Annotated in this window: 17 protein-coding genes and 1 tRNA gene; 8 read left to right on the top strand and 10 right to left on the bottom strand. The window is 63.8% G+C overall.

All coding sequences use genetic code 11. The features are described 5' to 3' along the window. The first annotated feature begins 102 nt into the window (after positions 1 to 102). The 4 genes from N2605_RS33730 (at position 103) to N2605_RS33715 (ending at position 2,439) form a co-directional block, all read left to right on the top strand. A complete protein-coding gene (locus tag N2605_RS33730; RefSeq protein WP_036002509.1) occupies positions 103 to 720 on the top strand; it encodes a hypothetical protein in 618 nt (205 codons plus the stop codon). Beyond that, entirely contained in the window at positions 707 to 1,081 is a 375-nt protein-coding gene (locus N2605_RS33725) for a transcriptional regulator (RefSeq protein ID WP_025033235.1), read from the top strand. The genes N2605_RS33730 and N2605_RS33725 overlap by 14 nt, the downstream gene beginning before the upstream one ends. A gap of 29 nt (positions 1,082 to 1,110) precedes the next feature. Continuing rightward, positions 1,111 to 1,851, top strand: a complete 741-nt coding sequence (locus N2605_RS33720) for a di-trans,poly-cis-decaprenylcistransferase (RefSeq protein WP_036024036.1) — start codon at positions 1,111 to 1,113, stop codon at positions 1,849 to 1,851. 102 nt (positions 1,852 to 1,953) lie between these two features. Beyond that, a complete protein-coding gene (locus N2605_RS33715) occupies positions 1,954 to 2,439 on the top strand; it encodes a Crp/Fnr family transcriptional regulator (RefSeq protein ID WP_036002505.1) in 486 nt (161 codons plus the stop codon). Here the strand turns inward: N2605_RS33715 and N2605_RS33710 are convergent. Next, positions 2,378 to 3,205, bottom strand: coding sequence for a metallophosphoesterase family protein (locus N2605_RS33710; RefSeq protein WP_260345090.1), 828 nt, complete (start codon positions 3,203 to 3,205; stop codon positions 2,378 to 2,380). The genes N2605_RS33715 and N2605_RS33710 overlap by 62 nt on opposite strands. 208 nt (positions 3,206 to 3,413) lie before the next feature. Between N2605_RS33710 and N2605_RS33705 the strand changes: the two genes are divergently transcribed. After that, entirely contained in the window at positions 3,414 to 4,100 is a 687-nt protein-coding gene (locus N2605_RS33705) for a DNA-3-methyladenine glycosylase I (RefSeq protein ID WP_225183664.1), read from the top strand. A 203-nt stretch (positions 4,101 to 4,303) separates the two neighbouring features. Beyond that, a complete protein-coding gene (locus N2605_RS33700) occupies positions 4,304 to 4,597 on the top strand; it encodes a hypothetical protein (RefSeq protein WP_057025892.1) in 294 nt (97 codons plus the stop codon). Positions 4,598 to 4,720: 123 nt separating this feature from the next. Here the strand turns inward: N2605_RS33700 and N2605_RS33695 are convergent, their stop codons facing one another. From N2605_RS33695 to N2605_RS33680, 4 genes are all read right to left on the bottom strand, one after another. After that, positions 4,721 to 6,175 (bottom strand): lipopolysaccharide biosynthesis protein, encoded by a 1,455-nt coding sequence (locus tag N2605_RS33695; RefSeq protein WP_158284328.1) that lies wholly within the window; start codon positions 6,173 to 6,175, stop codon positions 4,721 to 4,723. 424 nt (positions 6,176 to 6,599) lie between these two features. Then, positions 6,600 to 8,045, bottom strand: a complete 1,446-nt coding sequence (locus N2605_RS33690; protein WP_109142060.1) for a sensor histidine kinase — start codon at positions 8,043 to 8,045, stop codon at positions 6,600 to 6,602. A 103-nt stretch (positions 8,046 to 8,148) separates the two neighbouring features. Continuing rightward, the gene (dinB, locus tag N2605_RS33685; RefSeq protein WP_260345089.1) at positions 8,149 to 9,249 is read right to left on the bottom strand and encodes a DNA polymerase IV; all 1,101 of its coding nucleotides are present in this window, start codon (positions 9,247 to 9,249) and stop codon (positions 8,149 to 8,151) included. A 193-nt stretch (positions 9,250 to 9,442) separates the two neighbouring features. Further along, a complete protein-coding gene (locus tag N2605_RS33680; RefSeq protein ID WP_260345088.1) occupies positions 9,443 to 11,320 on the bottom strand; it encodes an acyltransferase family protein in 1,878 nt (625 codons plus the stop codon). Between the two features lie 363 nt (positions 11,321 to 11,683). On the opposite strand from N2605_RS33680, the gene N2605_RS33675 reads away from it, so the two are divergent. Both N2605_RS33675 and N2605_RS33670 read left to right on the top strand, forming a co-directional pair. Next, positions 11,684 to 12,127, top strand: a complete 444-nt coding sequence (locus N2605_RS33675) for a TspO/MBR family protein (protein ID WP_036002487.1) — start codon at positions 11,684 to 11,686, stop codon at positions 12,125 to 12,127. Positions 12,128 to 12,223: 96 nt separating this feature from the next. After that, entirely contained in the window at positions 12,224 to 12,433 is a 210-nt protein-coding gene (locus N2605_RS33670) for a hypothetical protein (RefSeq protein ID WP_225113284.1), read from the top strand. A gap of 226 nt (positions 12,434 to 12,659) precedes the next feature. Here N2605_RS33670 and N2605_RS33665 read toward each other — a convergent pair whose 3' ends face one another. From N2605_RS33665 to N2605_RS33645, 5 genes are all read right to left on the bottom strand, one after another. Then, complete coding sequence (locus N2605_RS33665; RefSeq protein ID WP_260345087.1) at positions 12,660 to 13,535, bottom strand: SDR family oxidoreductase; 876 nt, start codon at positions 13,533 to 13,535, stop codon at positions 12,660 to 12,662. A gap of 129 nt (positions 13,536 to 13,664) precedes the next feature. Beyond that, entirely contained in the window at positions 13,665 to 14,498 is an 834-nt protein-coding gene (locus tag N2605_RS33660) for a helix-turn-helix domain-containing protein (protein WP_225153646.1), read from the bottom strand. A gap of 388 nt (positions 14,499 to 14,886) precedes the next feature. Further along, a tRNA-Arg gene (locus N2605_RS33655) sits at positions 14,887 to 14,963 on the bottom strand. Between the two features lie 63 nt (positions 14,964 to 15,026). Beyond that, a complete protein-coding gene (locus tag N2605_RS33650; protein WP_260345086.1) occupies positions 15,027 to 16,064 on the bottom strand; it encodes a sensor domain-containing diguanylate cyclase in 1,038 nt (345 codons plus the stop codon). After that, positions 16,064 to 19,174, bottom strand: a complete 3,111-nt coding sequence (locus N2605_RS33645) for a bifunctional diguanylate cyclase/phosphodiesterase (protein ID WP_260345085.1) — start codon at positions 19,172 to 19,174, stop codon at positions 16,064 to 16,066. The genes N2605_RS33650 and N2605_RS33645 overlap by 1 nt, the downstream gene beginning before the upstream one ends. Positions 19,175 to 19,272: the final 98 nt, after the last annotated feature.

Raw genomic sequence — 19,272 nt, 5'->3', positions numbered from 1 at the left:
TCGGGCTTGCATTTACTTTGCAGTGCCATATACTTTGCAGTACAAAGTAACGGGTCCGGTGTCCCGCGAAAGCCGGGGTGGAACGAGGTTTTGGCGTTGCCCATGCGCGATCTCGACAAGGCGCTGGCCGATATCGTGACGATCCGTAGCCAGATCGCGGCAGGCACCGCTTTCCGCGGCTACGGCCCGGCGACGATGGCGGCGACCGGCGCCGTTGCGCTCATCACCGCCGTCCTGCAATTCTGGCTCTTGGATGATCCCACCGGCGAGCCGCTCGTTTTCTTCATCGGCTGGTTCATCGCCGCCGCGCTGTCTGGATTGATCATCGGCATCGAGATGCGCGCCCGGTCGCGACGCCATCATTCCGGTCTCGCCGACGCGATGATCCACCAGGCGGTCGAGCAGTTCCTGCCGGCGGGCGTTGCCGGCGTTCTGCTCGCGGTGGTGATGTGGAAGTTCGCGAGCGAGACGCTGTGGCTGCTGCCGGGCCTGTGGCAGATCCTGGTGTCGCTCGGCATCTTTGCCTCGGTCCGCTCGCTGCCGCGCACGGTGGCGCTCGCCGGCGCCTGGTATTTCGTGTCCGGCTTCGCGGTCGTGGTGCTCGCGAGCCGAACCCACACGCTGTCGCCATGGACCATGGGCCTACCTTTCCTGATCGGCCAATCGCTGATGGCGGCGATTCTGCATTTCGCGTCCGGAGACAACGATGTCGAAGACTGACAGCGCGCCCTTCTCCTATGAAGGCCTCGACCGCGTGATCCACGAGAAGGCGAGGCTCGGGCTTCTGACCTCGCTGATGGCGCATCCCAAGGGGCTGGCGTTCGGCGATCTCAAGCAGCTCTGCGGCCTCACCGACGGCAATCTCAGCCGGCACCTTGCCGTGCTGCAGGAGGCCGGCCTCGTCGAGGTGACCAAGGGCTACGAGGGCAATCGCCCGCACACCACCTGCCGCCTCACCAAGGCCGGCCGCCGCCGCTTCCTCGACTATCTCGCCGTGCTCGAGCGGCTGGTGCGCGACGCGGCGAAGGCCGCTGGCCGCGAAGCGCCGCCGCTCGGCCGTCTCGGCATCGCCTCGACCTGATCTCCCCTTCTTTGACCGGAGACTTTGCAATGCAAAGTGACATCACGTCCCGCAACGAGAAGCTTCATGTCGGCATCATCATGGACGGCAACGGCCGATGGGCGACGCGGCGCGGCCTGTCGCGCGTGCGCGGCCACGAGGCCGGCGTCGAGACCATCCGCCGCATCGTCGAGGCCGCGCCCAAGCAGGGCATCGGCACGCTGACGCTTTACGCCTTCTCCACCGACAATTGGCGGCGGCCGAAGGCCGAGGTCGCGGCGCTGATGACCCTGCTGCGCTTCTACCTCGCGAACGAAGTGCAGAGCCTCGTCAAGAACGGCGTGCGCCTCTCCGTCATCGGCCGCCGCGATCGCCTGCCCGACGGCATCGCCGCCGCGATCGCGCGCGCCGAGGCGGCCACCGCCGATGGCCGCGCGCTGCATGTGCGCATCGCCGTCGATTATTCCGCGCGCGACGCCATCCTCAATGCCGCGGCGAAGGCGGCCGCGCTGACCAGCCTGACGCGCGAAGCCTTCTCGCAGCTCGTCACAGGCGAGGCTGGCCTTCGCGACGTCGACCTCATCATCCGCACCTCCGGCGAGAAGCGGCTGTCGGACTTCCTGCTGTGGGAAGGCGCCTATGCCGAGCTGTACTTCACCGAGCGGATGTGGCCCGAATTCGACGCGGGCGATCTTGCCGAGGCGCTCGCCGCCTTCCATGGCCGCGAGCGCCGCTTCGGCGGGCTGCAAGCCATTATGCCCGGAGAGGCGCCCTCGCTCTCGCAGGTGTGAGGCGCCTCGGCGCCCGCCGGCTCCCCCACCGATTGCCGCCCGGCACGGATCGTGCTCTAGTCTTCCGGCGTTGTGTACCCCTGCGACGGGAGCGTTCGCACCATGCGCGCAGTCCTCGATTACTGCACCGGCGGAACGGAGCGGCAGCTTGCCGCCGGCACCATCATCGTCGCCGAGGGGGGCACCTCCGGCCATCTCTACGTGCTGATGCAAGGCAGGCTCGAGGTGCTCAAGGGCGAGATGGTGGTCGCCACCGTCACCGAGCCCGGCGCGGTGTTGGGTGAGATGTCCGTGCTGCTGGGCCAGCCGCACACCGCAACGGTACGGGCCTGCTCCGACGCCATCGTCTACGAATTCGAGGATGCCGCCGCGTTCCTCGAGAGGGAGCCGGGCGTGGCGCTGCTGATCGCAAAAATGCTGGCGCAGAGGCTCAACGTCGCCAACACCTACCTCGCCGATCTGAAGCGGCAATATGCCGGCCACGGCACGCATCTGGCCATGGTCGGCGAAGTGCTCCAGAGCATGATCAACCTGCCGCCGGCTGAGGTTTCGCCCGGCTCTGATCGGCAATCCGATCCAAGAATGTGAGCCAGTCGGGCGGCGCCTCGATGGGGGCGGCGGGCCGCCGCAACGGCGCATTCAGGTCGATCCATTGCGCCTCGCCGGCCGCCAGCCAGAACGCCTTGTCGGCATCGAGATCGAGCACGATGCAGGTCGGGGGACGGCCGGGTTGCAGGCCCGTGTTGAAGACCCAGGTCTGGCCCAGCCGGTCGAACCACGATCCATTGCTGATGAAGGGCGATTGATGCACATGGCCCGAGATCACCATCGACGGCTGGTATTGCATGATCCACTGCACCAGCTCGACGTCGCCGAAGAAGCGCTTGCCGCCCCAGCTCGTCGGTGAATCCGCCGGCGGCGCATGATGCGCCCAGATCCAGCGCTGCGGCCTGACGGCTGCGGCATCGCGCAACTGCTCGATGAGGCGTTGCTTGACCTGGGGTCCGTCCCACCATGGGCACACCGTGAACAGGGTATCGCCGACCGTCAGGCCGTCGCCGTCGCAGGCGATGCCGAGCTCGCGCACCTCCGAGATCCAGCGCGAAATCTTCTCACCTTCGGCGTTGCGCTCGTCGAGATCGTGATTGCCGGAGCAGAGGATCACGCGGGTCGTCGCGGCCAGCAGCGCGAGATACTTCTTCACCACCACGATCTGGGCGCGGAAATCCACTATCGAGCCAATGTCGAGCGCGTCGCCGGCGAAGATCACGAGGTCGAATTGCGGCGCCGCGCTGACCAGCCAGTCGAGCTGCGGCAGCGAATAGTGCAGGTCGGCCACGACCAGGCAGCGCATGGAAAATCCGACGGCCAGAGAGCAAAATGTCAGGGAATTCCAAAAACGGCATAAAGCAAGAAGCAGACCAACCCGGCCGCCCCTTTGCATCAATCCAATGAGCGACAGCATGCTGCGTCCCGTCGCAGAGCGCAAGGGGCGGCAATGCGGGGCTGGACCGGATCGCCGAATTCTGGTGTCGTGGCCTGCTCTCAACACCTGTGTTCACATGACCTCCTTCAAGACCATTCGCGCCCGCGCCGAGAAGCGCAAGGGCGGGCCCAAGGCGCTGGACAAGTTGATGCCGGCCAAGCCGGACCTCAAGCAGCTCGCCAAGCTCGGCGACGATCGTATCCTCGCCGAAATGACCAAGCGGGTGTTCTGCGCCGGCTTTGCCTGGAGCGTGATCGACTCCAAATGGGACGGCTTCGAACAGGCCTTCCTGCATTTCCAGCCCGCCAAGCTCACGTTCCAGCCCGAAGACTATTGGGAAGGCCTGCTGCGCGACGCGCGCATCGTGCGCAACGGTGCCAAGATCATGTCGGTGCGCGACAACGCCGCCTTCGTGCAGGAGATCGCGAAGGAGCACGGCAGCTTCGGCAAGTTTCTGACGAAATGGCCGTCCTCCGACGAGATCGGCCTGCTCGACCTCCTCAACAAGCGCGGCAGCCGGCTGGGCGGCAACACCGGCCAGATGCTGCTCCGCTTCGTCGGCTGGGACGGCTTCGTGACGTCGAAGGACGTCGTGGCCTGCCTGCGCGCTGCCGGTCTCGACATCGCCGAGGAGGTCAAGTCGAAGGGCGATCTCGCCAAGGTGCAGGCGCAGTTCAACGCCTGGGCCGAGGAGTCCGGCCTGCCGTACACATATCTGTCACGCATCTGCGCGCTGTCGGTCGGCGAGAACAGCAGCGAATAGCGCCTCAATCGATAGATCGTGTGCATCCTGTGGCGATCCTGTGCTGCGAACGTGGCCGATGAAACCCCGCGATCACGAAATACATTTCGCAGGAACATTTGTCCGCAGCACCTGTTCGGGACTCTGAGCCAGGCGCATAAGGGCGCAGGGAATGCTCGCTCCCGCCTGGCTCGATGAAACCGGATACAACAACGGAGCAGCTCATGAAGCTCACATCTGAACAGGTGAAGCAGACCGTCAACCAGCTCGGCGCTCAGGTGCTGCCCGACGAACATCCGGCGATGCCGCAGCTCAACAGCATGTTCGGCGAGCACACCTTCTTCGTCGACGAGATGGGCCTCAAGGTGCTCGAGCCGACGGGATCGCTCGGCAGCGACCGCGAGAGCGGCGAGGTCGTCAGCCTCGCTGATTGGGGCGATTCCGACCTGACGCGCCTGATGGCGCATGAGCCCGAACCGACCGGCGTGATCGTGGTGTTCGAGCATGTGAGGCATTGAGCAGCCCGACGGGACGTTTTGGAGACACGTGCGCCACGGCACTCCCGTGGCGCGCGGCTTTGGCGTGACTGGTGACGTGGTGATCAGCTCCGCCGTCTTGCGAACGGTCTGGTGCCGGTCGCATTATCTGCCGCGAATGCTCTGTGCGTAGCGCCACATTTCTCCGCGACAGGCCGGAAACAGCGCAACGATCGTGAGCGAAACCGCATATGAAAGGCAGAAGCAGGCTGCCAATTCCGGGATCCCTCCGATCGAACGCGCCAGCAGCCAGCGATGCAGCAGCGACACCGTCACCACGGAAGCGAGGGCTCCGGCGAGATGTGGCCCGACCACTTCCATGAGGTCTCGATGACGCACCGGGCCGCGTCGCCCAATCAGCCACCACAGGATGGGCGTGCGCACGCACTCGCTGATCGAGTATGCGCTGGCGACGCCGACTGGTCCGAACGGCAGCCCGCATATGAAAGCGAGAATCGATGTTGAGACATTGAACAGGCCCCAGCGCATGTATTCCTTGGTGCGGCCCTGGCTGAGGAAAAGCCAGTTGGCGGGGCTGTTGCTGGTCTGCAGCAGACCGGCGATGCTGAGGGCGACGAAGATCGGCGCAGCCTCGCTCCATTGGTCGCCGAGCAGGGTTTCGACCAGCGTATCGGCGGTCGCGATCATGAAGCCGACGCCAGGCAACACGAGCAGGAGCGCCGGCAGCACCGCGCGACGGAACGAATCCCGATAGCGCTCCGGCTCCTTCAGCAGGCCCGACAGCGTCGGCAGCATGATTCGCACCATCGGATTGCTGACTTGCTGAAGCGGAAACAGCAGCAACCGGTAGGCGCGGTTATACGCGCCAAGCGAGGCAGCCCCCCAGACCTTGCCGATCAACACCCCGTCGGTATTGCGGGACAGGAATTCGGCAAGATTGTAGCCGGTCACGCCGAGCCCGAAGTTCAGCATGTCGCGTGCAGCCTTGATCGAGCCGGGCCTCGACGGCAACCATCCCGAACTAAGCCACGCGCCGCTCGCGAGCACCAGACCTGATGTCAGGCTGCCGGCGAGAATGGCCCAATAGCTGTGATAGACGTACGCGACCGCGGCAGAGGTCAGTAATCCAGTCAGTGCGGCCGCGGACTCCAGGCCTGCCAGCGTCCAGAATCTCATCTGTCGCGTCAGCAACGACAAATGCTGGACGTCAGCGCCGCTGAGCAGCAACGTGACGCTCATACCAGATGTCAGTGGGGCGAGATTTGGCGCGCTGTAGAACCTGGCGACGAGCGGCGATAGCGCCACCTGTGTGGCCGCCAGTAGCGCGCCGACCGAGAGGTTCACCCAGAACAGCGCACTCAGCTCGTTGTGCGTCAACTCGTCCTTCTGCACGGTCGCGTGTCCAAGACCGAGATCCTGGAACAGCACCGCGAAGGCGAGCACCGGCGAAGCCATTGCATAAGTACCAAAGTCGACTGGCGTCAGTAGGCGCGAGAGCAGGATCACAGATCCGGTCTGCGTCGCTACACGCACGACCTGAGTGACGATCGCAGCGAGCGCACCTTTCCGTACGTTCCGGGACTGCTCGTCCTCGGACAAGCGCATGTTGAGTTGAGTCACGATCAGCTCCTCGAGCGGCGAACAACGAAAATTTCAAGCGCAGTTCGAAAGCAAGACGGTGAATCAAACGACAGTTTATCTTTTCGATTTCATGCGATTGGCGCTTCACTCATGTGCGATCAACCGGACGCCCTCATGCGCGGACCACCGCACGAGAGAGACATCGAGGCTATCGCGCGTGAGCAGCGTCGCGAAACGCCGACGACTATCCGTCAGTACGTGTCAATTGAATGGCGCGACCAAACTGCGTTCGCAAAAAACTTTACGTCGATCGCGCTCGAACGAACAGCCAATGGAGTGCATCTTGTTCAGAGCAGCGCGTCGAAATCGAAAAAGAGGCTGGTCTGTCAGCTTCACGTCAGGCAGTGCCTCGAAGATCGACACAGAACCGCTCGCAATAGTGTCAAACCTCTAGTCTTCGCGGTTCTCTTGCAACGTGTTCTTCAACGGGAATTTCGATGACGATCTGAGTTCCCGGACTCGCCTTGCTCTCGAGCAGCAAGCGCCCGTTGAGCGATGAGGTGACGAGATTGAACGCGATGTGGAGTCCCAGACCGGCATTGCCTTTCTCGCGACTTGTCGTGACGAATGGATCGAAGATGTGCGCCTGCAGGTGGTCAGGGATTCCGACGCCTTCATCAGCGCAGACAAGGCGGACTGATCTCGGATTCGGTTGGTTTACCGTGATCACGAACCGGCCGCCTCTCTTGTCAGGATACGCATGCGCTGCAGTGTTGAGGGCGAGATTGCTGATCACCTGAGCAAGCGCTCCGGGATAGCTGTTGAGCTTGATTCCCGCCGGGCAGTGTACCTCCACGGTCAGGGCATGATGCGACAGCAATGGCCCGAGCCGGGACATCAACTCCGATAGCCAATCCCTGAGCTCGAAACTGCGCCGGTCCTCATCGGCTTGATGGACCGCGACCTGCCTGAAGCTGTGCACCATTTCGGATGCGCGGTGCAGATTTTCGAAGGTCAGGTTGAGCCCCTGCTTGAGCCGGTCAATGCCCTTGGTTAGATCGGACCGCCGGACCGATGCTCCGCCCAATGCATCACTCATCGTTTGCAGGTCATCCTGCATGGCCGTCGACGTCGTCAAGGCGAGGCCGAGCGGGGTGCTGACCTCGTGAGCGACACCTGCCACCAATTGCCCGAGCGAGGCGAGCTTTTCCGCCTGCACGAGATGCTCCTGGGTCGCGCGCAGATCGCGCAACGATTTCTCGGAGCGTTCCTTTTCCTGTTGCAGCGCCTCGGATGTCCGGAACTGCTTTCGCGCCCGGTACTCGCGCGCAGCCACCGCGTAGAGCGACAATGCGTAGGCGTTGCCGACGAGAGAATGGTTGATGAAGCTCAGGCCGGTCGGCATTGTCGACGCGAATGTCTCGGCGACCAGCAACGCCACCCACGACAGCAGGCAGAAGATCGCCAGCGAGCCGATCCGCAAGGGCAGCATGGTCGAGACGAACAGTATGATCATCATCATGCCGGGCGCGGCAAAGGTGAAGCCCGAGGGAAGCACGAGATAGATGCTCGGCAGAATGCAGCCCGGGATGACGCAATAGATGAGAAAGATCGTCTCCGCCCATGGCTTCATCCGGCGCCGCGACAGCAGCGCCGTCAGCGGGAGCAGGATGACCACGGCGGTTCCACCGCGGATTGCGAGCGTGGTCGGCACGACTTCGGGGTAGAGCACCCAATCCCAGAGCGTGTAGCTGGCATAGGTGGCGGCGCCAAGCAGCATCGCGATCTGCGTCCATCCGAGACTGCCCCGGACATATTGGTCGACAAACCGGCGTTCCTCGATGCGGTCTTCGAAGCGCAGTCCGAGGCGTATCAATAAGGCAAGCATCCAAACTCAATCGCGAAAAGTCATGTCTGGTGTATCTACGACAGGTTTGGCGCCGCGTCGCGGATAAAGATGCCGCGTTCACCGAAGGGGCCTCAAGCCGCGTTCAGATGCCCAGCGTCAGCTGCGGCTCCGACTCGCCGGCGGCGTGGAGCGACGACAGCGAGACCCCGAGCAGCCTGACGCGCTTGGGCAGCGGCATCTCGGCTTCGAGCAGACCGCAGGCCAGCCGCTCCAGATCGTCGCGTTCGGTAACGGCCGCCGCGACAGATCGGCTGCGCGTGATGATCTCGAAATCGGCGAATTTGATCTTCAGGGTGACGGTGCGGCCGCGATTGCCCGTCGCCTCGCAATGCCGCCAGACCTTGTCGACGAGCGGCCTTAGCTCGGCGGCAAGCGCGTCGAACGCATCGAGGTCGGTCGAGAACGTGTTCTCCGCGCCGACGGATTTGCGGATCCGGTTGGCGCGGACCGGCCGCTCGTCGACGCCGCGCGATATCCAATAATAATACGCGCCTGACTTGCCGAAATTCGCGTTCATGAACTCCAGCGATTGGTTGCGGATGTCCCGGCCGGTGAACAGGCCGAGCGCGTTCATCTTCGCAGCCGTCGCCGGACCGATGCCGTGGAATTTGCCGACCGGCAGCGGCTCGACGAAGGCCGGCCCCATCTCCGGCGAGATCACGAACTGGCCGTTGGGCTTGCGATGATCGGACGCGAGCTTGGCCAGAAACTTGTTGTAGGAGATACCCGCCGACGCGGTGAGGCCGGTCTCCGCCTTGATCTTCGCGCGGATCTCGAGCGCGATGTCCCGCGCCAGCGGGATGCCTTGCAGGTTCTCCGTCACGTCGAGATAGGCTTCGTCGAGCGACAGCGGCTCGATGACGGGCGTGTGCTCGGCAAAGATGTCGCGGATTTGTCTGGAGATCGCCTTGTAGACCTCGAAGCGCGGCCTGACGAAGATCAGGTCGGGACATTGCCGCTTCGCCGTCACCGACGGCATGGCCGAGCGAACGCCGAACTTTCGAGCCTCGTAGCTCGCCGCAGCAACGACGCCGCGTTCCGCGGAGCCGCCGACCGCGACCGGCTTGCCGCGCAGCTCCGGATTGTCGCGCTGCTCCACAGAGGCATAGAACGCATCCATGTCGATATGGATGATCTTGCGGACAGGCGAGGGCTCGCCGGTCGTCGGGTCGGATTCGCTCATGGAAAGATGATACAATCGCGTGGGGAGATGCGCGAGCTGAGGGATGCTTCCGTCGATCCGGCGGCTGAATTGAGCTGCACAATCGCGGCAGGGTCAAAAGCCATCTCAGGCTCGTGACGAGAGGCGCTCGTCAGTTCCGTTCAGTCGAAATGGCTTCGGCTCGGCCGCGATCGCTTGGGAGAGGCAGAGGCTCCTACTTGCCACGGATGAACTCGAGGAGCTGGCTTGAGGCTCCGTCGCCAACGCGCTGCGCACCTGCGACGGTGAGGTGATTGACGTCCCAATAGAGCCAGAGGCCGTCCATGGCGGTCGGACACTCGGCTTCTCCGCACAAATAACGTTCTGGATAGAGCAGAAAGATCTGGTTCGGGTAGCGGCTCCGGATCTCCTCGAGCATGGCATGGAATTCGCGATTGTCGGCCTGCACGCGATCGAGGGGCACGGCAGGACAGGGCTTGCTTGGTGCGTGCCAGAGGGGTCCCGGTGCGAAGCGGGACATTGGGCTGCGGCAGCCCGGCTCGACTCCGGGCGCTATGATCAGGATGCGCCGTCCGCTGCCGCCCAGCTCATGGATCGTGTTCTCGATGCCGGCCCGCCAGACCTGCAGGGCCGGTGCATCGACCTCCGGCGTGAGCTCGTTGCGGAGCGCATCGCCGTAGGTCATCCAGGATTGACTGAGCACGATTGGAGCCTGGTTCTGCCTGATCGCGGCGAGGTAGGTATCGCGCTGGCGTTTGCAGTCCTGCGAGCCGTCGAAAGCTGTTCGCACGAGGCCGACGAGCAACGGACAACCTTCGGCCGTGTAGGCTTCTCCCCGGACGGCGGCGCGCTTTGCCGCCGGGTCCAGCGCTGCGACATAATGCTCGGCGAAGGAGTCGCCGAGCACTTGCACGCCAACGGGGTCGCTCAATGAACCGAAGGCACATTTCGATTGTGCGCTCTTGGCGCACGGCCAGAAGCCGAATCGCTGCAGATCGGCGACCTCGCGGGCCTGTGCCGGGAGCCGCCATGGCCAGCCATCTTGGCGGTTGGCCACAAATGCAACAATCGCGAGCGCGACGATCGTCGCGGCGGCGGGGCCGGCGACTCGCAGCAGTGACGAGCGACCCGCGCGATAAGGCTGTTCGATCAGCCGATACATCAGCACAGCCAGCGTCATCGCGAGGGCGACGATCAGCGCTTTCACCGCAACCGACTTGGCGTCGTCGCCCAGGATGTAGTTTGCGTAGACGATCAGGGGCCAGTGCACGAGGTAGAGCGAGTAGGACACCAGCCCGATCCCCGCACTCAGCGGATTGGTCAGGACAGGCGAAAGGACGTGACGCTCGCCCGCCAAGATCACGCAGGCTGCACCCAGGCATGGGATGAGGGCCGTCGCGCCAGGGAAGGAGGTCGCACTGTCGAAGCTGACGACCGCGTAAGCGATCAAACCGAATCCGGCGGCAGCCAACAGCGAGCGCGCTCCGGCCTGGAAGGTCAGCCTCTGCTCAGCAAAGATGACCAGCGCTCCGATCGCAAATTCGAAGGCGCGACAGGTCGGCAGGTAGAAAGCACCCGAGCTGTCGGTTGCGAGTGTCGCTTGCGCGACGCCGAGGGAAAGAATTGCGATGCCAAGAATGAGCAAAGGCAGTGCGCGACCGAGCAATCGGCGCCCCAGCAGAATGAACACGGGCCAAAACAGATAGAATTGCTCCTCGACGGCCAGCGACCAGAAGTGAAGCACGGGGCTGGGATCGGTCGAGTTGGCGAAATAGGCGTGGCTGCCGCGCCAGAAGTAGAAATTCGAGACCGATACCAGCGTAGCCACGGCGTCTTGAGCCAGGCCCTTGAAAAGCTCCGGAGAGAACCAGAGGCCACCGACGGCCAAGATGCCGATGATGGTGACGATCGCTGCGGGAAAGAGGCGCCGGATGCGGCGCTCGTAAAATCGCTGGAGCGAAAATTCGCCGCGATCTGCCTCGCTGAGAATGATCCGAGAGATCAGATAGCCGGACACGACGAAAAACAGGTCGACGCCAACGAAGCCGCCGCCGAACGGCGGAACGTCCAAATGATAGAGGAATACGCTCAAGACGGCGATCGCCCGGAGCCCGTCAATGTCGCGTCGATGGGATAGCTTTGTAACCAAGTGCTGAATCCACTGGCGGCGGTTCGTCCGACTGCGGATCCGCGCGCGCCCGCTTGCCTTTAGCGCGCCCGCATGCGTTCCTCAACCGCAGGACGGGCCGAATTCCCCCCAATCGGGCTCGCCCCGGTCAGGCCGTCTCCGTCAACGTCGGCAACCCATCCGACGCTGCTGCGAGAAGACGCAGGACTTTGCCATGGCGCTCAGCGCATCGCTTCTCGTCGCACGGCCGCGGCTGCGCCAGGCATCGAGTCGGATTGGCTCATGGAAGGATGTTACAATCGGATGATGAGAAGGGCGAGGTGACGGATGCTTCAGTTGTTGGTCTTCGTGGCGGGCGTCGTCGGCACCGGCTGGTTGATCGGCGCGACCAATCCCCCCGGTGAATGGTATGCCGGCCTTGCCAAGCCGAGCTTCGTCCCGCCGAACTGGGCGTTCCCGATCGCCTGGACCATCCTTTACGTTCTGATCGCTGTTGCGGGATGGCGGACCTTTCGCCGTGAGCCCAGGGGCAAGGCGATGCTGGCCTGGGCGGCGCAAATGGCGCTCAACTTCATTTGGTCTCCAGTCATGTTCACGATGCACCAGATCGGCGCCGCGCTCGTCATTCTTGTCGGCCTGTTCATCGCGATCGTGACCTACATCGGTCTCGAGCTGTCACGCGACAGGCTCGCCGCCGCATTGTTCGTGCCCTACGCAGCCTGGGTCGCGTTCGCCGGTGTGCTCAATGCGGCGATCTGGCGCTTGAATTGAGGCGCTCAGTCCGGATGGATTCAAAAAACGATCTCACGCTTGTGAGTGGCAAGCCGTAGCCTGTGCTTCCATATGAGCCCGCGGAGGACAAGGCCCATGCAATACAGCTCCGAGCTCATTCACACGATGCGTCAGGCATTGGAGACCGTGATGGCAAGCGTACCGGCGCATCAATCCGTGTTCGGCCTGAAAGCGGCCGTCGCCGAATGCATCCTGAACGCCGCCGCACACGGCCACACGTCATACGATGGATTGGTGACGGCAGCGTCCGACCAGCTCCAGGCGATCATCGCGATGCTGACGTGAGGGCCGGCCTCGTGCTCGTCTTCACGGTTCGGGTGCTGCGGGTCAGTGGGTGAGAGGCGCTGCTTCCTGCGCGCGGAGCTCTCGTCCAGTGCGCTGCCCAGCGCCGGGGTCAGCATCGCGAGCAGCTCCGGATTGTGCCCGGGGGATATCGAACGCCCGGACAAATCTTACGCAATGCCGCCAATGATGAGATCGAAAGATCTTTCGTGCGTCGCTTTCGAGTAGTTTATCGCCCGGTGTAGCCGCCGTTAATGTAGATAGTCTGGCCCGTGACCCAATGCGATGCTGGCGACGCAAGGAACCGAATCAGCGGAACGACGTCGGAGACCGTGCCGAGGCGCCCCGCTACAGAAAGACGCGTCGCGTAGGCGATGGCGGCCGCGTCCTCGGGCGCCCGATAGAAGGGTGTATCTATCGGTCCGGGCGCAACGGCATTGACCGTGACACCGCGAGGCCCGAGTTCGCGCGCCATGGAGCGCGTGAACTGTTCGAGAGCTGCTTTCGATCCCTGATATAACGCATAGTTGGGAAGGTAGCCGTCGATCAGCGACGAGCATGCATTAATGATTCGCCCACCGTCCGGAAGATGACGGCTCACCTCCTTCATTATGAAAAAGCTCGCCTTGGCGTTCACTCCGAACACGTCGTCGTATTCGGCCTCGCTGATTTCGGCCACCGGCTTCTTGACCATGCGACCGGCGTTGTTGATCAGTATGTCGATGCGACCGAATTCGCGCAGCGTCGCCTCCACGAGGCGCGAATGAGTCGGCATTTCGTGGAGTTCGCCTTCGATAGTGGCGGCACGAGCACCCTGTGCGCGGACAAGGTGCGCTGCAGTCTCGGCATCAGCTCGATCGCCCGCGTCATGATAGTGGATCATGATGCTCGCACCGTCCGCTGCGAGTCCTGCTGCATATGCGCGGCCGAGATTGCGCGGCCCTCCGGTGATTAGCGCGACTTTTCCCGCGAGAACACGGGTTGGGTCTCCCGACTGATTCGTTTGGGCGTCTGTTCGACCGACTGCAGCCGCCGTAGCCGCCGCCGCGGTGATGCCAAGTGTCATCGAACGACGCGATAGCCAAATGTTTTCGTTTTGAGTCATGGTTATCCTGCGCCTCCGCTTCAGCATGTCAGCAGGCCGTCGTTCACAAAAACGGCTTGGCTCTCCGGTCACGCGAACCTAGAGGCATGAGGCCGCTGCGCGGCAGGTCGATTCTTGCTGTCTTTTGCTTCAGCGCGCGCGGATATCAGACGGCAACAGACCTGTCCGGGCACGGAACTGACGACGAAAATGATTGATGTTCGAATAGCCGAGGTCGGCGGCGATCGCTTCAACGCTATCGGGCGTGTTCCGAAGGCGTTGGCGCGCGTGCTCTAGGCGGCGGCTCGACACATATTGATGCGGCGGAGATCCGGTGGCGGCCTTGAACGCCCTGGCAAAGTGAAACGGACTTAGTGCCGCAACTTCGGCCAGCCGCGCGAGCGTCAGATCCGTGGCGGTGTGTGCTTCTACAAAATCCAGCACTCTGCGCAGGCGCCGAGTATCCAGCGAGCCTTTTGAGCGCTCGATCGCCCGCCCTCCGAATTTTCCGCACAAGACAATCGCGTAGAGGGTCCGCACCAATGAATCGCGTTCGACGTCGTTCAAATGATGCCTCCCGCGCGCGGCTGCGCGGAAACGGTCAACGATCGCCCATGCGTGAAAGTTCTCCCAGCCATGAATATCGGCAAGATCGGCATGGCCCTCAGCACCAAGTTCCTCGGCAATTTGCCTCCGCAGCGAGCCATCCGCTGAAATTTCTACCACTTCAGCGGGCGAAGTTGTTCGCACCCATTTGACCGGTTCTCCGCCGGTCAGACCGATTGTTCCGGCAGGCGCATCGCGAGCGACCGTGCGTCCATTCGCCAGCATTACAGCGGCGTTCTTCTGGCCGTTAAACCCCACCGCGATCGCTCCAGGCAGCGCGAGCGATGCATCACCTGCGTCCGCCGCGGGCGGCAGACGGAGGTGCGCAACGCGCACGCTCCCCCATGTGAACCGGGCTATGTCGATGCGATTGAACATCCGACGTGAGATTTGGGGGACGGTGTACGTCGCATCAAGCCCGGTATCTCGCCGCCAATCGGTAACATTCGTCGCTCCGGGAGAGAGGCTCCGGCGGGCAGAACTGGCTCACGCGAGCCGAGGCCGTTGCATCGAAGACGTGATCGAAAAGGCTCTGGTGAATGTGGGGCGGTTCGGTAGCGCGAGCGACATTCCGCTGCTTCGCGCTTGGTCACTCTATCCTGATCTGGGGTGTGCTTCGCGATACAGGCCATCAGGGAGATTGATGAAGCGACCGGCCAGATGAAGCTGCCTGCCGAGGGCTAGTTGAGGTAGGGCTAGTTGAGGTAGCGCGCCGCATCGAGGGAGCTGCGCGTCAATCGGTGACAATATCGCGCAAATCACAAAATGGCGCACCCGACACGATTCGAACGTGTGACCTTTGCCTTCGGAGGGCAACGCTCTATCCAGCTGAGCTACGGGTGCTAGTCGAGGTTCATTTAGCCGATTGGCGCGGGGCGGGCAACCGCTTCTCGATGGAAGCGCGCTTCAGGCCGATTTGCGCTTGACCGGGTCCGGAACCGGCTTGCCGCCGAGGGCGGCGAATTCGGCCAAAACCCGTTCGGCGCAGATGACGCGGTTGCGGCCGAGGCGTTTGGCGACATAGAGCGCCTCGTCGGCCGCGCCGAGCAGCCGGTCGGGGCCGCCGTCGGCACCGCCGGGAATATGGCTTGCGACGCCGACGCTGAGGGTAACGTGGTCGCCGGCGCCGATCGCGCCATGGGCGATCGCCAAGGCCATCACGGCGCAGCGGATCGCCTCGGCCACCATGCAGGCGCTGTCGCAATCCATGTCGGGGAGGATCAGCGCAAACTCCTCGCCGCCATAGCGGCTGGCGAGGTCGAGCGGGCGCACCGCATGCCGGCTGACGACGTCAGCCACCGCGCGCAGGCACTCGTCGCCGCTCTGGTGGCCGTGCTGGTCGTTGAACAGCTTGAAATGGTCGACGTCGACGAACAGCAGGGCCAGCGGCTTCTGCGTGCGTTGGGCGCGGGCCCATTCGCCGAGCAGCATCTGGTCGAAGGCGCGGCGGTTCGCGAGGCCAGTGAGCCCGTCCTTGGTCGCGAGCTCCTTCAGCGCCATCTCGGCGCGCTTCTGGTCGGTGAGGTCGCGCAGAGTCTCCACCACCGCGATCAGGTTGCCGGCCTCGTCGTGGATCGGGCCGGCGTCGATGGCGAGATAGAGCTGGCTGCCGAGCTTGGGCATCACGCACCAGTTCTCCGCGGAGAAGCCGAGCCCGTTGTGGCCGCGCGCGGCATATTCCGAATAATACTCCGGCAACTGCTCGGGCCGGTCGAGCGCGACGAGGTCGGCAAGGCAGGGGCGCTTCGTCTCGTAGAATGCCTGCCAGTGCTTGCTGGTGCCGATCACTTCGGCGGCCCCGACGCCGGTCAGCCGCTCGCAGGCTCTGTTCCAGATCACGACGCGGCGCTTCGGGTCAATCACGAAGGTCGGCACCACGAGGTGCTGCATCAGCCGGACGGCGTAGGAATCGGCGACATCGAGCGCCTTGCGCGACTTCGGCATCAGGCCACCGCAGCCACGGGCAAGCCATCGGAGGGACCGAACAGCTTGCGTACCTCGCTGGCCGGCTTCGGTGCACTGAACAGATAGCCCTGCATCTGCGTGCAGCCGAGCGCGCGCAGCATGTCGCGCTGCGCCTCGGTCTCGACGCCCTCGGCGACCGTGGTCATGCTGCTGGCGGCCGCGATGTTCACCACCGCCTGCACGATGATGGGCGAGCCGCTCGCCTCGGCGATGTCGACGACGAAGCAGCGGTCGATCTTGATCTTGTCGAACGGGAAGCGCTTCAGATAGCTCAGCGAGGAATAGCCGGTGCCGAAATCGTCGAGCGCGATGCGCACGCCGATCGACCGCAACTGGTGCAGGATCGAGAGCGCCGCCTCGTCGTCGCGGATCAGCACGGCCTCGGTGATCTCGAGCTCGAGCCGGCGCGGGTCGAGGCCGGAGGCGGCGAGCGCGCCCGCGATTCGCAGCGCCAGCGTGTCGCATTTGAGCTGCACGGGCGAGACGTTGACCGCGAGGCGCACATGCGCCGGCCAGGTCGCGGCCTCACTGCAGGCGGTGCGCAGCACCCAGTCGCCGAGCTCGGTGATGAGGCCGGTGTCCTCGGCGACCGGAATGAACTCCGCCGGCGACACCATGCCGCGCTGGGGATGGCGCCAGCGCAGCAGCGCCTCGCAGCCGGAGACTTCACCCGAGCGCAGGTCGACCAGCGGCTGATAGTGAATCTCGAAGCCGCCGTTGACGAGGGCCTGGCGTAAATCCTGCTCCATGCTGAGGCGTGCCTTGGCGCAGGCATCCATTGCGGGCTCGAAGAAGCGGTGGGTGCGCCGCCCCTCGGCCTTGGCCCCGTACATGGCGAGGTCGGCGTTCTTGACCAGCTGATCGAGATCGGCGCCGTCCTGGGGCGCCAGCGCGATGCCGATGCTGGCATCGGTGGAGAGCTGATGGCCGAGGCAATGATAGGGCTGCCGGATCGCCTGGTAGATCCGCTTCACGAAGGACAGCACGTCGGCGGAAGACCCGATGTCGGTCTGGATCACGGCGAATTCGTCGCCCCCGAGCCGCGCGATCAAATCGCCCTGCTTGAGACAGCCGCGCAGACGGCCGCCTATCGCCTTCAACAGCTCGTCGCCGACGTGATGACCGAGCGAATCGTTGATGCCCTTGAACTCGTCGACGTCGATGTAGAGCAGCGCAAACTGGCCGCCCTCGGCGACCTTCTCCAGCTCGCATTCGATCTGCTCGCGGAACAGGGCCCGGTTCGGCAGGTCGGTCAGAGCGTCGTAATGCGCCATATGCGCGATCTTCTCGTGATCGCGCCGCCGCTCCGTGACGTCCTCGACGACATTGATGATGTAGCGCGGCTCGCCCGACCTGTCGCGGATTCCGATCCGGGTGGACGTGATGTAGCGCCGTCCGATGCTTGGCGTGGTCCACACGTGCTCGTCCAGGAACAGCCCGTCCGGCGATTGCAGCAGCTTGTCGTCGTCCCGGGTGATGATCCCGGCGGTTTCTGCCGGATAGAGATCGAACGCGGTCTTGCCGACGATCGTCTTGCTGGTTTCGCCGAGTTGTTGCTCGGCCACCTGGTTGGCCAGCAGGTAGCGCCGCGTGCGGGCATCCTTCACGGTGATCCGTGACGGGATATGGTCGATGATCTCGCGCAGGAAGGTGTAGTTGCGGTCGCGCTCCTGCTCCAGATTGCGCTGCTCGGTGATGTCCTCGATCGTGGCGACCCAGCCGCCCTGCGCGAGCGGCGTGTTGATGACCTGGAAGGCGCGGCCGTTGGCCAGCTGATGCGTTCTCGTCGAGACCGTGCCTTCGGCGACGACCCTCATGACGTCGGCGCAAAACGCTTCGACATCGCCATCGAATGCGCCGCGCTCCTTGCGATGATACATCGCCTCGCGGATGTGGCAGCCGGGCTTGATGACGTCGTGGGACAGGCCGAACATGTCGGCGTAGCGGCGGTTGCAGGTGACGATGGTGCCGCCCGCGTCGTACAGGATCAGCCCTTGCGACATGTTGTTGAGGGCGGTGTCGAGCCGCAGCCGCTCCGCCTCGATCCGCTGCTGGGCCTCGCGGTTCTGCCGGTTGATCTGGCGGATGATCAGATAGAGGATCAGCGCGATGGTGGCGGCCGAGAGGGCAGCGGTCGCCACCAGGAAGCCGGTCTGCTGGCGCCAGTCCGCGAGCGCGGCCGCTGTGGTGTTGGTGGCGATGATGACCAGCGGAAAGTGCTTCAGCGAGGCGGCCGAACCGAGCCGCTCCTCGCCGTCGATCGGGCTGTTGCCGCGGTGGCTCTGATGACCACCTTGCGCCAGCACCTTCTTCATCAGTGGCGCATCCCTGAAGTTCCGCCCGATCAGCTCTTCGCGATGCGGATGACGCGCCAGCATCTTGCCTTCGCGGTCGAACAGGGAGATGGCCGTACCCTCGCCGAGGGCGACGGAGGCGAAGTAGTGCTGGTAGCTGTCCGGATTGATCCGCCGGACCATCGCGCCGAGGAAGGCGCCGTCCGCGCCGTTCAAGCGGCGTGCGACGATCGTGGTCCATTTGTTGATGATGAAGCTGCGGACCGATTCCAGAAGCACCGGCTCGGACTGCGGATTCAGTTTGAATGTCTTGAAATAGGCGCGTGAGGAGACGTTGATCTTGGGCAGCGGCTGGGCCCGCGACCAGTTGATCAGCTCGCCCTCGGCATCGTAGATCGCGATGTCGCCGAGATACGACACGGAGCTCATCTTGCTGCGCAGCATCTGGTTGGCGGCAGGCCCGGACAGGCGCTCGCGGAACATCGCAGGCGAGGTGATCTCCGGCAGGTTCATCTGTCCGATCAGGTCGGCGGCGACGACGTCGGAATCCTCGAATTGCTGATCGAAATGCCGCGCGATCAGCTTCACCGTGTTTTCGAGCTCACGCTCGCGGTTGGCGAGGGTCCGCTCGCGGAATTCGCCGACCGCCATGGCCGTGACGATGAAAATGCCCGCGACCAGAAATACGCCGCACAAGGTCAGCCACAGGACAGGACCGCGGCGCGCCAAGGCCTCCCAGCCGTTCCCCGCGGCTAGAGACATTCCGGCTGCTACCTTGGCAAAGACCTGGCGCATTCCCCCTCCCTGGAAGAACAGGAATACACCGCACAAATGGCGCAAACCTTAGGAAAACCAGTTACCTGAGCGTTAATCCGGTTGCGTGATGGCGCCGA

The sequence above is a fragment of the Bradyrhizobium yuanmingense genome (genome assembly GCF_025200905.1).
In the GTDB taxonomy this organism is placed as follows: Bacteria; Pseudomonadota; Alphaproteobacteria; order Rhizobiales; family Xanthobacteraceae; genus Bradyrhizobium; species Bradyrhizobium yuanmingense.
Note: the sequence above shows the minus strand (reverse complement) of the source record. Positions and strands in the feature narration are given on the sequence as shown.

Excerpts from the sequence above, each read along its gene's own strand:
- N2605_RS33690 (WP_109142060.1), bottom strand. The coding sequence starts at position 8,045 with ATGCTTGCCTTATTGATACGCCTCGGACTGCGCTTCGAAGACCGCATC.
- N2605_RS33670 (WP_225113284.1), top strand. The coding sequence starts at position 12,224 with ATGCAATACAGCTCCGAGCTCATTCACACGATGCGTCAGGCATTGGAG.
- N2605_RS33645 (WP_260345085.1), bottom strand. The coding sequence starts at position 19,174 with ATGCGCCAGGTCTTTGCCAAGGTAGCAGCCGGAATGTCTCTAGCCGCG.
- N2605_RS33730 (WP_036002509.1), top strand. The coding sequence starts at position 103 with ATGCGCGATCTCGACAAGGCGCTGGCCGATATCGTGACGATCCGTAGC.
- N2605_RS33725 (WP_025033235.1), top strand. The coding sequence starts at position 707 with ATGTCGAAGACTGACAGCGCGCCCTTCTCCTATGAAGGCCTCGACCGC.
- N2605_RS33705 (WP_225183664.1), top strand. The coding sequence starts at position 3,414 with ATGACCTCCTTCAAGACCATTCGCGCCCGCGCCGAGAAGCGCAAGGGC.
- N2605_RS33710 (WP_260345090.1), bottom strand. The coding sequence starts at position 3,205 with ATGCGCTGCCTGGTCGTGGCCGACCTGCACTATTCGCTGCCGCAGCTC.
- N2605_RS33675 (WP_036002487.1), top strand. The coding sequence starts at position 11,684 with ATGCTTCAGTTGTTGGTCTTCGTGGCGGGCGTCGTCGGCACCGGCTGG.
- N2605_RS33660 (WP_225153646.1), bottom strand. The coding sequence starts at position 14,498 with ATGTTCAATCGCATCGACATAGCCCGGTTCACATGGGGGAGCGTGCGC.
- N2605_RS33720 (WP_036024036.1), top strand. The coding sequence starts at position 1,111 with ATGCAAAGTGACATCACGTCCCGCAACGAGAAGCTTCATGTCGGCATC.
- N2605_RS33665 (WP_260345087.1), bottom strand. The coding sequence starts at position 13,535 with ATGACTCAAAACGAAAACATTTGGCTATCGCGTCGTTCGATGACACTT.
- N2605_RS33700 (WP_057025892.1), top strand. The coding sequence starts at position 4,304 with ATGAAGCTCACATCTGAACAGGTGAAGCAGACCGTCAACCAGCTCGGC.
- dinB (WP_260345089.1), bottom strand. The coding sequence starts at position 9,249 with ATGAGCGAATCCGACCCGACGACCGGCGAGCCCTCGCCTGTCCGCAAG.
- N2605_RS33650 (WP_260345086.1), bottom strand. The coding sequence starts at position 16,064 with ATGCCGAAGTCGCGCAAGGCGCTCGATGTCGCCGATTCCTACGCCGTC.
- N2605_RS33715 (WP_036002505.1), top strand. The coding sequence starts at position 1,954 with ATGCGCGCAGTCCTCGATTACTGCACCGGCGGAACGGAGCGGCAGCTT.